General features: G+C 55.4%; 11 protein-coding genes. 5 read left to right on the top strand and 6 right to left on the bottom strand.

The window, feature by feature from the left end:
• Nucleotides 1–25: 25 nt before the first annotated feature.
• On the bottom strand, nt 26–3,475 hold the full coding sequence (gene mfd, locus O1V65_RS11390) for a transcription-repair coupling factor (RefSeq protein WP_084912441.1): 3,450 nt from the start codon (nt 3,473–3,475) through the stop codon (nt 26–28).
• A 223-nt stretch (nt 3,476–3,698) separates the two neighbouring features.
• On the opposite strand from mfd, the gene lolC reads away from it, so the two are divergent.
• From lolC to pepT, 5 genes are all read left to right on the top strand, one after another.
• Nucleotides 3,699–4,901 carry a lipoprotein-releasing ABC transporter permease subunit LolC gene (gene lolC, locus O1V65_RS11385; protein WP_084912425.1) on the top strand — a complete coding sequence of 401 codons (1,203 nt, stop codon included), beginning with the start codon at nt 3,699–3,701 and terminating at the stop codon, nt 4,899–4,901.
• Nucleotides 4,894–5,598, top strand: a complete 705-nt coding sequence (lolD, locus tag O1V65_RS11380; protein WP_017491959.1) for a lipoprotein-releasing ABC transporter ATP-binding protein LolD — start codon at nt 4,894–4,896, stop codon at nt 5,596–5,598. The genes lolC and lolD overlap by 8 nt, the downstream gene beginning before the upstream one ends.
• Before the next feature lie 8 nt (nt 5,599–5,606).
• Complete coding sequence (gene lolE / locus O1V65_RS11375; RefSeq protein WP_206024005.1) at nt 5,607–6,848, top strand: lipoprotein-releasing ABC transporter permease subunit LolE; 1,242 nt, start codon at nt 5,607–5,609, stop codon at nt 6,846–6,848.
• Between the two features lie 53 nt (nt 6,849–6,901).
• Nucleotides 6,902–7,732 carry a Sir2 family NAD+-dependent deacetylase gene (gene cobB / locus O1V65_RS11370; RefSeq protein WP_017491957.1) on the top strand — a complete coding sequence of 277 codons (831 nt, stop codon included), beginning with the start codon at nt 6,902–6,904 and terminating at the stop codon, nt 7,730–7,732.
• Between the two features lie 100 nt (nt 7,733–7,832).
• Nucleotides 7,833–9,071 carry a peptidase T gene (gene pepT / locus O1V65_RS11365; protein WP_084912427.1) on the top strand — a complete coding sequence of 413 codons (1,239 nt, stop codon included), beginning with the start codon at nt 7,833–7,835 and terminating at the stop codon, nt 9,069–9,071.
• A gap of 47 nt (nt 9,072–9,118) precedes the next feature.
• On the opposite strand, the gene O1V65_RS11360 is transcribed toward pepT, so the two are convergent.
• The 5 genes from O1V65_RS11360 to hflD form a co-directional block, all read right to left on the bottom strand.
• Nucleotides 9,119–10,240, bottom strand: a complete 1,122-nt coding sequence (locus tag O1V65_RS11360; RefSeq protein WP_017491955.1) for a ribosomal protein uL16 3-hydroxylase — start codon at nt 10,238–10,240, stop codon at nt 9,119–9,121.
• Nucleotides 10,241–10,364: 124 nt separating this feature from the next.
• Nucleotides 10,365–11,819 (bottom strand): two-component system sensor histidine kinase PhoQ, encoded by a 1,455-nt coding sequence (gene phoQ, locus O1V65_RS11355; RefSeq protein WP_165429016.1) that lies wholly within the window; start codon nt 11,817–11,819, stop codon nt 10,365–10,367.
• A gap of 5 nt (nt 11,820–11,824) precedes the next feature.
• Nucleotides 11,825–12,499, bottom strand: coding sequence for a two-component system response regulator PhoP (gene phoP / locus O1V65_RS11350; protein WP_017491953.1), 675 nt, complete (start codon nt 12,497–12,499; stop codon nt 11,825–11,827).
• 211 nt (nt 12,500–12,710) lie between these two features.
• Nucleotides 12,711–14,081, bottom strand: coding sequence for an adenylosuccinate lyase (purB, locus tag O1V65_RS11345; RefSeq protein WP_017491952.1), 1,371 nt, complete (start codon nt 14,079–14,081; stop codon nt 12,711–12,713).
• A 73-nt stretch (nt 14,082–14,154) separates the two neighbouring features.
• On the bottom strand, nt 14,155–14,781 hold the full coding sequence (hflD, locus tag O1V65_RS11340) for a high frequency lysogenization protein HflD (RefSeq protein ID WP_017491951.1): 627 nt from the start codon (nt 14,779–14,781) through the stop codon (nt 14,155–14,157).
• Between the last annotated feature and the right edge of the window lie 182 nt (nt 14,782–14,963).

Below are 14,963 nucleotides of genomic sequence, written 5' to 3'. Positions count from 1 at the left end.
TTTATGGCGGTTATTCAGGAAATCGTCAGGCGGGAAGCTGGTGCCCGGCGAACTCCTCAAGCAGTTCATCGACAAATTTCAGGCGTTTCGGTCTGTCGGTCAGGTCCAGCATAAACTTCAGCTTGCTCGGGCCGTCCAGTCGGTACACCTGAGGCTGCTTCTGGAGTAAACCAATCAGATACCCCGGATCGACGCGGTTTTTGTCGCTGAATTCGATGAAACCGCCGCGCTCGTTGCCCTCGATGCGCTTAATCCCCAACGCTTTCGCCTTGAGTCGCAGCACGGCGATGCTCAGCAGGTTACGCGCACCGTCTGGCAGGGTGCCGAAACGGTCAATCAGCTCTACGCGCAGTTCATCGACTTCCTGCTGGCTGCGTGCGCTGGCGATACGTTTGTACAGCGACAGGCGGGTGTTGACGTCAGGAATAAACTCCTCGGGCAGCAGCGCAGGCATACGCATCTCAACCTCGGTCTGGCTGGTAGTGAGGTCTTCGAGAGACGGCTCGCGCCCCTCTTTCAGCGCATCGACGGCGTTTTCCAGCAGCTCCATGTACAGCGAGAAGCCGATGGTGGTCATCTGGCCGCTCTGATCTTCGCCGAGCAGTTCGCCTGCACCGCGGATCTCAAGATCGTGCGTCGCCAGAGCGAAGCCCGCACCCAGATCCTCGAGTGAGGCGATCGCCTCGAGGCGTTTGTGCGCATCCGCCGACATCGCCTTCGGATTTGGCGTCAGCAGATAAGCGTAAGCCTGATGGTGAGAACGTCCCACGCGGCCACGGAGCTGGTGTAGCTGCGCCAGGCCCAAGTGGTCGGCACGTTCAATAATAATGGTATTGGCAGTTGGAATATCGATACCGGTTTCGATAATCGTGGTGCAGACCAGCACGTTGAAACGCTGGTGGTGGAAGTCGTTCATCACCCGTTCGAGATCGCGTTCGCGCATCTGGCCGTGGCCGATCGCAATGCGCGCTTCAGGGACCAGCTCCGCCAGACGTTCCGTGGCCTTGTCGATGTTTGCCACGTCGTTATACAGGTAGTAAACCTGCCCACCGCGCAGGATTTCACGCAGGATAGCCTCGCGAACCACTAAATTGTCGTATTCGCGAACGAAGGTCTTCACCGCCAGACGGCGTGCCGGTGGCGTAGCGATAATTGACAGGTCACGCATGCCGCTCATTGCCATGTTCAGCGTACGAGGAATCGGTGTGGCGGTCAGGGTCAGAATATCGACATCGGCGCGCATCGCTTTGATACGTTCCTTGTGCCGCACGCCGAAACGGTGCTCTTCATCGACTATCAGCAGGCCGAGATCTTTCCAGCGCAGGTCGCTCTGCAACAGCTTGTGGGTGCCGATAATGATATCGACCTTGCCCTCAATGGCCTCTTCCAGCACCGCCTGCTGCTCTTTGGCGCTGCGAAAACGCGACATCATCTCAATGCGCACAGGCCAGTTAGCGAAGCGATCGCGGAAGTTGTCGAAGTGCTGCTGCGCCAGCAGAGTGGTCGGTACCAGCACCGCAACCTGCTTGTTGTTGGAAACCGCGAGGAACGCGGCGCGCATCGCGACTTCGGTTTTACCAAAGCCTACGTCACCACAGACCAGACGGTCCATCGCCAGCGGCTGAGTCATGTCAGTCAGCACCGCGTTGATGGCCTGCGACTGGTCCGGCGTGGTTTCAAACGGGAAGGTCTGGCAGAACAGCTGATACTGTTCTTTGTCATGCTTGAAGGCAAAACCGGCTTTGGCTTCGCGCTGGGCGTAGATGTCGAGCAGTTCAGCGGCTACGTCGCGAACCTTCTCTGCCGCCTTCTGCCGTGCCTTGGACCAGGCTTCGCCACCGAGTTTATGCAGTGGCGCGGTTTCGTCTGCGCCACCGGCGTAGCGGCTTATCAGATGCAGCGACGAGACCGGTACGTAAAGCTTGTCTTCACCGGCGTAGGTGAGGATCAGGTATTCCGCTTTGATACCGCCGGCTTCGAGGGTCGTCAGGCCGAGATAGCGGCCGACGCCGTGTTCGAGGTGGACCACCGGTTGTCCGGGGCGCAGCTCGGCGAGGTTGCGGATAAGCGTATCGGTGTTGATAGCACGGCGCGTATCCTGACGGCGGCGGGCCACGCGCTCACCCAGCATGTCGCTTTCACAGACCAGTGCCAGCTGTTTTTGGTTATCGAGAAATCCTTTTTCACACGCGCCTATCATGATGTAGCGACCCGGTGCGGTAGCCTCTTCGATGCGCTCAATCAGGGTCGGATTCAGCTTGATACGGCCCAGCAGGTCCTGCAGCGTCTCGCGGCGGCCCTCACTCTCGACCGAGAACACCAGACTGCCGCCAAAGGATTCGTTGAAACGGCGCAGGTTGTCCATCGGCGCCTTGTTTTGTGGCACCACGGAGAGGTCTGGTAACGGCTGATAGTCCAGGTTGGTGTTGGCGCTTTTTTCCGGCAGTCGCTCGGCCTTGAGCTGAATACGCGGCCATTTTTTTAGCTCTGAATAGAGGCCATCCACCTTGAGCCACAGCAGGTCAGGCTCAACCAGCGGGCGCATTGGATCAATGCGGCGGCTCTCGTAGCGCTGCACCACGTCCTGCCAGAAGCGTTCGGCGGCGTGTTCCAGGTCACCGGTGTTCAGCACCAGCGTATTTTCTGGCAGATAGCTGAACAGCGTGCTCAGCGGCTGGCTAAAGAACAGTGGCTGCCAGTATTCGATACCGGCGGGGAAGGTGCCTTTACTCACCTGCTGGTAAACGTGCTCGGCGTCGCGGCGCACCTCGAACTTCTCGCGGAACTGGCTGCGGAACAGCTCGATAGCGTTCTTGTCGGTCGGGAATTCGTGCGCGGGCAACAGATTAATAGACTCGACTTCGCTCAGCGTACGCTGGGTATCGACGTCAAACAGACGCAGGCTGTCAATCTCGTCATCGAAGAAGTCGATGCGGTAAGGCTCTTCACTGCCCATGGGATAGAGGTCGAGCAGGGCACCACGGGTAGCAAATTCGCCGTGTTCCATCACCTGGTCAACGCTGCGATAGCCCGCCTGTTCAAGCTGTGCGCGCAGTTTGTCGCGCGACAGGCGCTGGCCCTTTTTCATCACCAGCGCGTGCCCGTGCAGGAACTCGTGAGGACAAACACGCTGCATCAAGGTATTGACTGGAAGGATGATAATGCCACGCTCCATGGTCGGCAGCTGATACAGGCTCGACAGACGGGCGGAAATAATTTCCTGATGCGGAGAGAAACTGTCGTAAGGCAGCGTTTCCCAGTCGGAGAGGCTGATCACCTTATGTTCGGTAAATTGCTGAATTTCGTCGCGCAGACGCAAGGCATTTTGCATATCCGGCGCGATAAGCATCACCGGACCCGCGTGGCGTTCGCTGATTTGGGCGCACTCCAGCGCGCAGGCCGAGCCGGTGAGTTGCCCCAACTGACGGGTATCGCCGGGACGCTCTGGCAGTGAATAACGCGGCTCTTGAGGCATATTTTGAAGCATAAGCAGTTTCGCAATCTCGTTTGTCGGCGGGGGAAGTCCGAATTTTCAGACCGTATCTTGCGATGCGGTTTGCTATCAGGTCAATCCGATTTGTACACGACTCTACATAAATAAAAGCCGCATAGTTACACCGTTAATGGTTCCATAAAGCACTGGTAGCCTTTATTATCCTTGATCACTTTGCAATGAGCTACTGCACTTAACGGATTTCATGTATCAACCTGTCGCGTTATTTATCGGCCTGCGCTACATGCGCGGGCGTGCTTCAGACCGCTTTGGGCGGTTTGTCTCCTGGCTATCCACCATTGGCATCACCCTTGGGGTGATGGCGCTGGTCACGGTGCTGTCGGTCATGAACGGTTTTGAGAAAGATCTCGAAAGTAATATTTTGGGACTGATGCCTCAGGCGTACATCACCACGGCGCAGGGATCGCTAAATCCAAAACAAATCACCCACGACGACGCTGCAAAATTGCAGGGTGTGAATCGTGCTGTGCCTTTCACGACCGGTGACGTGGTGCTGCAAAGCCCCGGTAACGTTGCGGTAGGCGTGATGCTGGGTATTGACCCTCAGGAGAATGACACGCTCTCGAAATCCCTGGTGGGTGTCAGTCAGCAGGACCTACAGCCGGGCCAGTACAAGGTCATCCTCGGCAGTCAGCTCGCGCAGCAGCTCAAGGTGCAGCGCGGCGACAAGCTGCGTCTGATGGTCACCAGCGTCAGCCAGTTCACCCCGATGGGCAATATCCCGAGCCAGCGTATTTTTACTGTAGCAGGCACTTTTGACGCCAACAGTGAAGTTGACGGCTATGAGATGCTGGTCAACATTCAGGACGCGTCGCGCATGATGCTGTATCCGCTGGGCAATGTCACTGGCTGGAGGCTGTATCTGAATAAACCGCTCGACGTCGATACGCTCAGCACTCAGGCGCTGCCAAAGGGCACTGAATGGAAGGACTGGCGCGAGCGTCGCGGCGAGCTGTTCCAGGCGGTGCGCATGGAAAAAAATATGATGGGCCTGCTGCTGAGTCTGATTGTGGCGGTTGCTGCATTTAACATCATTACTTCGCTGGGCCTGCTGGTCATGGAAAAGCAGGGTGAGGTCGCTATCCTCAAAACTCAGGGGCTGACCCGCGCGCAGATTATGGCGGTGTTTATGGTGCAGGGTGCGAGCGCCGGTATCATCGGCGCGTTGCTCGGTGCGGTGCTGGGCGTGCTGCTCGCGACGCAACTGAACACCATCATGCCTGCGATTGGCGTGATGCTTGACGGCGCGTCTCTGCCGGTCGACATCGAACCGATGCAGGTTATTGTTATTGCGCTGGTGGCGATGGTCATCGCGTTGTTGTCTACGTTCTACCCTTCATGGCGCGCCGCCGCCGCCCAACCCGCAGAGGCTCTACGTTATGAATAATTCTTTGTTGTTGCAGTGCGAAAACCTCTGTAAGACTTACCATGAAGGCAAACTCAATACCGACGTGCTGCGTAACGTTTCGTTTGCCATCAAGCCGGGCGAGATGATGGCTATCGTGGGCAGCTCCGGTTCCGGCAAGAGTACCTTGCTGCACCTGCTGGGTGGTCTGGATTCCCCGACCTCGGGTGAGGTGGTGTTTAAGGGTCAGTCGCTGAACGCGATGTCTTCTTCCGCCAAGGCCGAACTGCGTAACCGCCAACTAGGCTTTATCTATCAGTTTCACCACCTGCTGCCGGACTTTACCGCCCTCGAAAACGTGGCCATGCCGCTGCTAATCGGTAAAAACAAGGCGTCAGAGGTGCAGGACAAGGCGCGTGAGATGCTGGCGGCCGTGGGGCTCGAGCATCGCAGCAAGCACCGTCCGTCCGAGCTCTCCGGCGGTGAACGTCAGCGCGTGGCGATTGCCCGTGCGCTGGTGAACAATCCTGCACTGGTATTGGCCGATGAGCCAACGGGTAACCTCGATCAAAAGAACGCCGACAGCATCTTTGAGCTGCTCGGCGAGCTCAATGTGCGTCAGGGCACGGCTTTCCTGGTGGTCACGCACGATTTGCATCTGGCTAATCGTCTCAGCCGTCAGCTCGAAATGCGCGACGGTAAGTTACAGCAGGACTCAACCCTGTTGGGGGCGCGTTAATGTCAGCTATGCCTTTTTCCCTTCTTATTGGCCTGCGTTTTAGCCGTGGCCGCCGCCGTGGCGGCATGGTGTCGCTTATTTCGGTGATTTCCACGCTGGGCATTGCGCTCGGGGTAGCGGTACTGATTGTGGGCCTCAGCGCCATGAACGGTTTTGAGCGAGAGCTTAAGGACCGCGTGCTGGCTGTGGTACCGCATGGCGAAATTCGCCCGGTTAATCAGCCATTTATTGGCTGGGAAGACGTTATCCAGCGCGTCGAGAAGGTGCCGGGCATCGTTGCGGCGGCGCCTTACATACAGTTCAGCGGTTTGGTCGAAAACGGGGCCAAGCTGAGGGCGCTACAGGTTAAGGGGGTTGATCCCCAACAGGAAGAGCGCATCAGCGCAGCACCGAAATTTGTACAGGGCGATGCCTGGCAGAACTTCAGGCCTGGCGAGCAGCAGGTGATTCTGGGTAAAGGGGTTGCCGATGCGCTTAACGTCAAGCAGGGCGATTGGGTAACAGTGATGATCCCCAACAGCGACCCTGACATGAAGCTGCTTCAGCCTAAGCGTATCCGTCTGCACGTGAGCGGAATTTTGCAGCTCAGCGGACAGCTTGACCACAGTATGGCGATGGTGCCGCTGGCCGATGCCCAGCAGTATCAGGACATGGGATCCAGCGTAACCGGAATCGATATCAAAGTTAACGATGTTTTCGCTGCCAACAAGCTGGTACGCGATGCGGGCGAGGTCACAAAAGCCTACGTCTACATTAGCAGTTGGATAGGGACTTACGGTTATATGTACCGTGATATCCAGATGATCCGCGCCATAATGTATTTAGCGATGGTGCTGGTGATAGGTGTAGCCTGCTTTAACATTGTCTCCACGCTGGTGATGGCCGTTAAGGATAAAAGCAGCGATATCGCAGTACTGAGAACGCTGGGTGCCAAAGACGGACTTATCCGTGCGGTGTTTATCTGGTACGGGCTGATGGCCGGGCTGGTAGGCAGCGTGCTGGGCGTGGTGATTGGCGTGGTGGCATCGCTTGAGCTGACCAACATCATCAACCTGTTGCAAAAAATGGTCGGTCATAAATTTTTATCCGGTGATATCTACTTCATCGATTTTCTACCGTCGGAATTGCATTGGTTAGACGTTTTAAGCGTTTTAGCGACCGCCCTGGTATTGAGCCTGCTCGCCAGCTGGTACCCAGCGCGTCGCGCTAGCCGCATCGACCCCGCGCGCGTATTGAGCGGTGGTCAGTAATCAGTCTTCTTGAGCAAAGAAGTTTTTCCGGATAAAGAAAAGGAGCGGTGAATATGCGCACACGCCATCGGCTGCGTCGGTTTCGCAAAAATAAGCGCATACGCCATCAGCGTTTTCGGTCGAATATCTTCCATCGCGACAGTATGGCCGCGGCGGAGTTGAAAAGACCGTTCGTGGTGGTGCTCACCGGTGCCGGGATCTCGGCCGAATCAGGGATCCGCACTTTCCGCGCCGCAGACGGGCTGTGGGAAGAGCATAAGGTTGAAGACGTTGCCACGCCGGAAGGCTATCGGCGTGACCCGCAGCGGGTGCAGGCGTTCTACAACGCTCGGCGTCAGCAGCTGCAACAGGAAACGATTCAGCCCAACGCGGCGCATCAGGCGCTGGCGGTGCTCGAAGAGGCGCTGGGAGACAACTTCCTGCTGGTTACGCAAAACATCGACAACCTGCACGAGCGTGCAGGCAGTTCTCGGGTGCTGCATATGCACGGCGAGTTGATGAAGGTGCGTTGTACCGAGTCGGGACAGGTGTTTGACTGGAACCACGACCTTTCGGTTGATGACCGCTGCCACTGCTGCCAGTTTCCTGCCCCGCTGCGCCCACACGTGGTGTGGTTTGGTGAGATGCCGCTGCGGATGGACGAAATCTACACCGCACTGGGCAAAGCCGATTTCTTTATTGCTATCGGCACTTCCGGACATGTGTATCCGGCGGCAGGCTTTGTGCATGAGGCACGGGTTCAGGGAGCGCATACCTTCGAGCTCAATCTGGAGCCGAGTCAGGTCGAAAGCCAATTCGATGAGCGCATTTACGGGCTTGCCAGTAAGGTGGTTCCCGAGTTCGTGCACGCATTTCTGAGCAAGAAGAGCGACAGCTGGCGTTAATTTCCCACCAGGCTGTAAACGTACTAAAAATGACCTGACGCAATATTTGAGATATTCAGGCTGCGCATAATGAAACTCTGTCGCCAGAGGATGCCTGAATATGGATAACTTGCTTGACCGTTTCTTCCACTATGTCTCTTTTGATACCCAATCAAAAGCCAACGCAAAATCCACCCCGAGCAGTGAAGGACAGGTCAAACTGGCTCTCTCACTGCGCGACGAACTCATCTCGCTCGGCTTTGACCGCGTGGTATTGAGCCCTAAAGGCTGCCTGACCGCTACGCTGCCTGCCAACGTCAGTTGGCCAGTACCCACCATTGGCTTTATCTCTCACCTTGATACAGCGCCTGATTTCAGCGGCAAAAACGTCAACCCGCAGGTTGTCGAAAACTATCGCGGCGGTGATATCGCGCTGGGACAGGGCGAAGAGATACTCTCTCCGGTGATGTTCCCGGTGTTGCATCAACTGCTTGGGCAGACCCTCATTACCACCGACGGTAAAACCCTGCTCGGTGCCGATAACAAGGCCGGGATCGCCGAGATAGTCACCGCGATGGTGCGGCTCAAAAATGGCGATATTCCTCACGGTGATGTGCGCTTCGCCTTTACGCCTGATGAAGAGATTGGCAAAGGCGTGCAGAATTTTGACGTCGAGCAGTTTGCCGCTGAGTGGGCCTACACCGTCGATGGCGGCGGGGTAGGCGAGCTTGAATATGAGAACTTTAATGCCGCGTCGGCGACAATCAAAATTGTGGGTAACAACGTGCATCCCGGCAGCGCAAAAGGCGTGATGGTCAACGCATTGTCATTGGCGACGCGTTTCCATCAGGCGCTACCGGCTTCAGAAACGCCCGAGCAGACGCAGGGTTATGACGGTTTTTATCATCTGGTTAGCATCAAGGGCACGGTAGAACGCGCCGAAATGCACTACATTGTGCGTGATTTCGACCGAATTCGGTTTGAAGCCCGCAAGCATAAAATCATAGAGGTGGCGCAGTGGGTAGGGGAAGGGCTGCACCGCGACTGCTATATCGATGTCACCCTCGACGATCACTATTACAACATGCGAGAGCAGGTGATGAAGCATCCGCATGTGATCGAATGTGCTCAGCAGGCGATGAAAGACTGCAATATTCAGCCGACGGTCAAACCGATTCGCGGCGGCACAGACGGCGCACAGCTCTCATTTCGCGGACTGCCTTGCCCGAATATTTTTACCGGTGGCTATAACTTCCACGGCAAGCACGAGTTTATTACCCTGGAAGGGATGGAGAGTGCGGTATCGGTGATTATGCGGATTGTAGCGCTAACCGCGGAGAATGCGGCTAAGAAAAGATAGCGGTTCGATCCCCTCGTCCATGAGCGAAGAAGGGGATCGTTTAAGGCTTAGTCGTTGAAATACCAGTAGCCGTTGTTCACTAATGCGCAAAGTGCTGCGAGGAAAGAAGGATCCTCGAGCGCGTCGCCCAGCATGGCATGAGTGACGGTCAGGTTACGGCTCAACGCATCCGCAGCGGCGGTCTGTTCGGTCACAATCGCCTCACCGTTCACGTAGCAACGATCGCCAACGTGCAGAACGCGAAGCCCACCCAGGCGTTGCAGCGTCTCACCCGACTCCAGCAGCTCGTACACTTCACCCGGCTGATAAGGCGGCTCCGGTGGCGCAACGTCAAGCTCGTGGCGTGACTGAGAGATGAACTCCCCAAACCAGCTGTTGAAATGCTCCTGATTGTTCACCAGATCCAGCATCATGTTGCGCAGGCCGTCAAGCTCGTGCTGCTGGATCTCGGCAGGATGATCGCGTTTCACCAGCGTTGGATCGCTATAACGTTTGCTGCCCAGCTCGCGAGACAGCGCGTAGTCGGCGAAACTGCTGATCATTTCGCGTGAGTTAGGTGCACGGAAGCCAACGGAATAGTTGAGGGCATTCTCAAGCGAGTAACCTTCATGCGGGAATCCAGGCGGGATATAGATGATATCGCCCGGTTCCATCTCTTCGTCGATGATGGCGTCAAACGGTTCAACCTGAAGAAGATCAGGGTGCGGCGTGTGCTGTTTCATCGGGATTTTTTCCCCAACGCGCCAGCGGCGACGGCCGGTGCCCTGAATGATGAAGACGTCATACTGGTCGAGGTGCGGGCCAACGCCGCCGCCGGGAACAGAGAAGGAAATCATCAGGTCGTCCATGCGCCAATCTGGGATCTGGCGGAAAGGGCGCATCAGGTGTGAGGAAGGTTCATGCCAGTGGTCGACGGCCTGAACCAAAATGGACCAGTTATTCTCGCCGAGGTGGTCATAGCTTTCGAACGGGCCGTGGCTAACCTGCCAGCGCCCTTTGTCATGGCTGACCAGGCGGCTGTCAACTTCGTTTTCCATCGCCAGACCCGCCAGTTCATCCGGGGAAATCGGGTCGATAAAGTTTTTGAAACCACGTTTAAGCAGGACCGGACGCTTTTGCCAGTAGTTGGCGAGAAAATCGTCCCAGTCTAAATCAAGTTGATAATCCATGTGTTTGTTCCGCGGATTGCTAAAGTCTGACATGGATTATAACGGAACATCAGTGCGCTGGCGCAGGCAATCATCGGCAAATTTAAACTCTGACATGTGAATCACACCCACACCGGCAAAAAACTCAGGATTGATCGCTGTCGTACTGCTGACCGAAGCAGATGCGCATGCTCGCGCCGCCTAATTCGCTGTCACCGATAAGGATCTTACCGTCGTACTGTTCAATGATTTCGCTCGCCAGCGACAGGCCGAGACCTTGCCCCGGACGCAGCGTATCTGCCCGTTGGCCGCGCTTGAAGATAAGCTCACGCTGGTTTTCAGCAATGCCAGGACCGTCGTCTTCCACCAGAATCACTAATTCGTTTTCGGTGTGCACCGCGCTGATTTCGACGAACTCCAGACAGTATTTGCAGGCGTTGTCGATGACATTGCCCAGCACCTCCATAAAGTCGTTCTTTTCACCGATGAAAGTGATTTCAGGCGAGATATCGAGCGTCAATACCACCCCCTTGCGCTGATAAACCTTATTGAGCGCCGAGCAAAGGCTGTCGAGCAGCGCCGGGACTGAGTGGATTTCGCGGACCAGAATCAGGTGTTCAGAGCGTAGCGTTGCGCGATGCAGGTAATAGCCAATCTGCTGCGAGATACGACTTATCTGCTCAAGCATTATCGGTTCGGCCTTCTCTATGCTCATCTCCTTGCCGTTGCGCAGCGAGCGCAGCGTGGTTTGCAGCACCGCCAGCGGTGTTTTGAGGCTGTGCGTCAGGTCGGCGAGCGTTGTGCGATAGCGGTCATAGCGGCCGCGTTCGCTGCTGAGCAGAATATTGAGATTGCGCACCAGTCCGCGCAGCTCGGAGGGAGTTTGCTCGTCGAGCAGGTCGCGCTCTTTGGTTTCAAGCTCTGCCACCTGGCCGATTAATGCCTTGATCGGCCGCAGGCTCCAGTAGGCTACCAGCCAGAGTAAGGGCACCACCAGAAGCAGGTTTGCGAGCAGCACATAGCTGAACCACTCCCACACTAAATCGGAATGCTGCAACTCCTGCGGAATACTGTCGATGACCACGATATTCAGCGCGGGCAGGCGTGAGGTTGCGGCATAGTTATTTACCGCCACCGAGTGCGTCATTGCGGTGGCGTTAGTCCCGTCGTAATTCTTCAACTGGTCTTGCGCTTTGGGGTTGTTACCCACGACTTCGCTGGAGGTTTGCGTGTCGGTGTCGAGGTCATAAAAGCCGGGTTTATTCAGCCATGACTTGCTGATTTGTGATTCCAGATCGGGTACGCGTCGCTGAGCCCAGAGCAGTTTCCCGTTACTGTCGTAAATGAATACCAGCGTGGGGAAATTGAGATCGAGATCGGGGGGAACATTGATGGTCAACTTGTTGTCATGCCACTGCGCGAGGCTGAAGAACAGGTTACTCTCGCCGCGCAGTAGCCGATAGGCGGTCTTGTCGAAGCTCACCATGTAGCCGACGACGGCCACTAATCCGTAGGCGAGCGACAGCGCCAGCACCACGGCGGCGGTAGCCATCATGTAGCGGGCGCGAAGCGAAAACGGATTTTTGCTTTTGGTTATCATCGGCTTTAGCCTCGGATATCAAAGCGATAACCCTGACCTCGCACGGTAGTAATGACCTCAGCCGGATGTTCAACCTGCAATTTTTTGCGCAGACGGCCCATCAACACGTCAACCGTGTGGCTCTCGCGCAGTTCGGCGTCAGGGTACAGCTGTAGCATCAGGCTGTCTTTGCTCACCACTTTTCCGGCGTTGCGGATAAGCGTCTCGATAATGGTGTATTCGAAGGCCGTGAGTTTTACCGGCTGTTCATTGACCGTCAATTCGCGGCGTGAGAGGTCAATGACGAACGGCGGCAGGGCGATAACCTGTGAGGCTAGCCCGCTGTTGCGGCGCATCAACGCCTGCATGCGCGCAATCACTTCTTCGAGGTGGAAAGGTTTGGTCACGTAGTCGTCAGCACCGGCTTCCAGCACGGCAACCTTGTCCTGCCAGCTTTCACGTGCGGTCAGTACCAAAATCGGCAGTTTGACCTGGTGGTTACGCCAGCGTTGGATCATGCTCAGGCCGTCTTCACCCGGTAAACCCAGGTCGACGATCGCGATATCAGGGGCGTGCTCTTGCAGAAAATAGTCGGCTTCCTTGGCGTCTTCCGCAGAATCGACTTGATTGCCCATTTCGCGCAGCTGCACAGAAAGGTGATGGCGCAAAAGCGCATTATCTTCAACGACTAAAATTCGCATAACGTTCTCCGTTTTCGGCAAGGGCTCATTATCATCGCTACAAGATAAACCTGATATCAACCATAAGATTTAAAATATAAACGAAATATAAACGAGAAAAGAAAGGCACGCTGAGTTATTTTTTCTGAAGGGAAGTAATTCAACAGGATAATAAAAAAACGGGGGAGAAAACCTGCGTTTTCTCCCCCGTTGAACGTAATGGTTTAAACGATTATTTAAGTTCGTCGACCATGGTGGTGGCGCGGCCGATGTAGTTGGCTGGCGTCATCGCTTTTAGGCGAACTTTTTCTTCTTCCGGCAGCTCGAGGCTATCGATGAAGACTTTCATGCCTTCAGCGTCAACGCGTTTGCCACGGGTCAGCTCTTTCAGCTTCTCGTAGGGCTTTTCGATGCCGTAGCGGCGCATCACGGTCTGAATAGGCTCAGCCAATACTTCCCAGTTGCGGTCCAGTTCACCGACCAGATTTGCTTCGTTCACTTCCAGCTTGCTGATACCTTTCATGGTTGCCTGATAGGCTATCAGCGCATAGCCGATGCCCACGCCAAGGTTACGCAGCACGGTAGAGTCGGTCAGGTCACGCTGCCAGCGAGAAACCGGCAGTTTGCTCGCCAGGTGGCCCAGAACGGCGTTCGCCAGGCCCAGGTTGCCTTCGGAGTTTTCGAAGTCGATTGGGTTAACCTTGTGCGGCATGGTTGAAGAACCAATCTCACCGGCAATGGTTTTTTGCTTGAAGTGGTTTAGCGCGATGTAACCCCAGATATCACGATCGAAGTCGATCAGGATGGTGTTAAAGCGCGCGATGCAGTCGAACAACTCGGCGATGTAGTCATGGGGTTCGATCTGCGTGGTGTACGGATTCCAGGTAATGCCCAGTGAGGTGACGAACTCTTCGCTGAACTGGTGCCAGTCAACCTCTGGGTAAGCCACGATGTGGGCATTGTAGTTGCCGACGGCACCGTTGATTTTGCCCAGAATTTCGACCTGCTGTAGCTGCTTGACCTGACGGTCCATACGGTAGGCGACGTTGGCCAGCTCTTTACCGATGGTAGACGGGGTCGCAGGCTGGCCGTGGGTGCGGGACAGCAGTGGAATGTCGCGATATTGCAGAGCCAGTGCCTTGATAGAATCAACAATTTTCAACCAGTAAGGCAGCACCACGTCCTGACGTGCGGTTTGCAGCATCAGCGCGTGAGACAAGTTGTTGATGTCTTCAGAAGTACAGGCAAAGTGAATGAACTCAGACACAGCGTGCAGAGCCGGGATCGCTGCTACTTTTTCTTTCAGGAAATATTCCACGGCCTTGACGTCGTGGTTGGTGGTTTTTTCGATGTCTTTGATACGTTGCGCATCATTTTCATCGAAATTAGCCACTAACTGGTCAAGGAAAGCGTTTGCGTCGGCATCAAAAGCGGGAACTTCTTTGATTTCTGCACAGGTGGCCAGTTTTTGCAGCCAACGTACTTCAACCTGCACGCGAAACTTCAGCAGACCAAACTCGCTGAAAATTGTGCGCAGCGCGCTGACTTTATCACCGTAGCGTCCATCAACGGGGGAAACGGCTGTCAGTGAGGATAATTCCATCGGTAGCAACTCCAGGATCTTATTAACAGTAAAATTTCACACCTACGTGATACAGGTGTGGCAAATCTGATTTTCAGCAACGAGCGAGAATGGTTTTCGCTTGTTCGAACAATCGGTTACGAGAAAACATTAGCTGCAGACGGCCACCGCCTACTTGCTGCCAAAGTACTGCTGCGCGGATACCCGCGAGAAGCAAGGCACGGACTTTAGCCTGAATCTGTGTGTTCTGCAAAATTGCCGGTGAGCCGACAACCTGAATTCTTGGCCCCGCAGGGCTGACGATATCGACGTAAATCGAGGCCAGTGAGCTCATTACCTGATCTGACTCGAGCTCGAAATGCGCCAGCTGACGATCGAGCTGGTCGATACGCTGCCCGAGTTGTTCCATCGAGGACTTTTTGGCGTGCAGCTTACGTTCGAGCACCATCAGACTTAGAGTATAGCGGGTCAACTCGGCACCCAGCCCCTGACGATTTGCATTCAGCACGCCGAGCAGGGTTTCGAGCCCCATTTTCAGGTTGGCTTCGTTATTTCCGTATACCGCGAGCGTTGACGCCGGGTTCATTTCGAGCAGGCTGCGCAGGGAGACCATCATCTCTTCTTTCGCGCAGCTGCCTTCGTGGGCCAATTGTTGAACGAGACGCGCAGACTGGCACATTCCGGCCAAGGCGAGCGTAATGTCATAATAATTTTTGGCCACGGTTACTCCTGTAAGCGTTATTCGACGGCAAGATTCTGTGACTTTTGCGTACGCCAAACTAATGGCGACAGATCATGCCATAAAACGCAGGCTAAACACAGCGCCGAAAAGCAGGGAATGCGAGTCTTAGCCCGATAAAATGGGTGAGATAGCCTAAACTAGGCGCTAATCAGGAGGCGAAA

Source organism: Rouxiella badensis (assembly GCF_026967515.2).
Classification (GTDB): domain Bacteria; phylum Pseudomonadota; class Gammaproteobacteria; order Enterobacterales; family Enterobacteriaceae; genus Rouxiella; species Rouxiella badensis.
The sequence above is the reverse complement of the archived record's forward strand: the minus strand, read 5'-3'. Positions and strand labels throughout refer to the sequence as shown.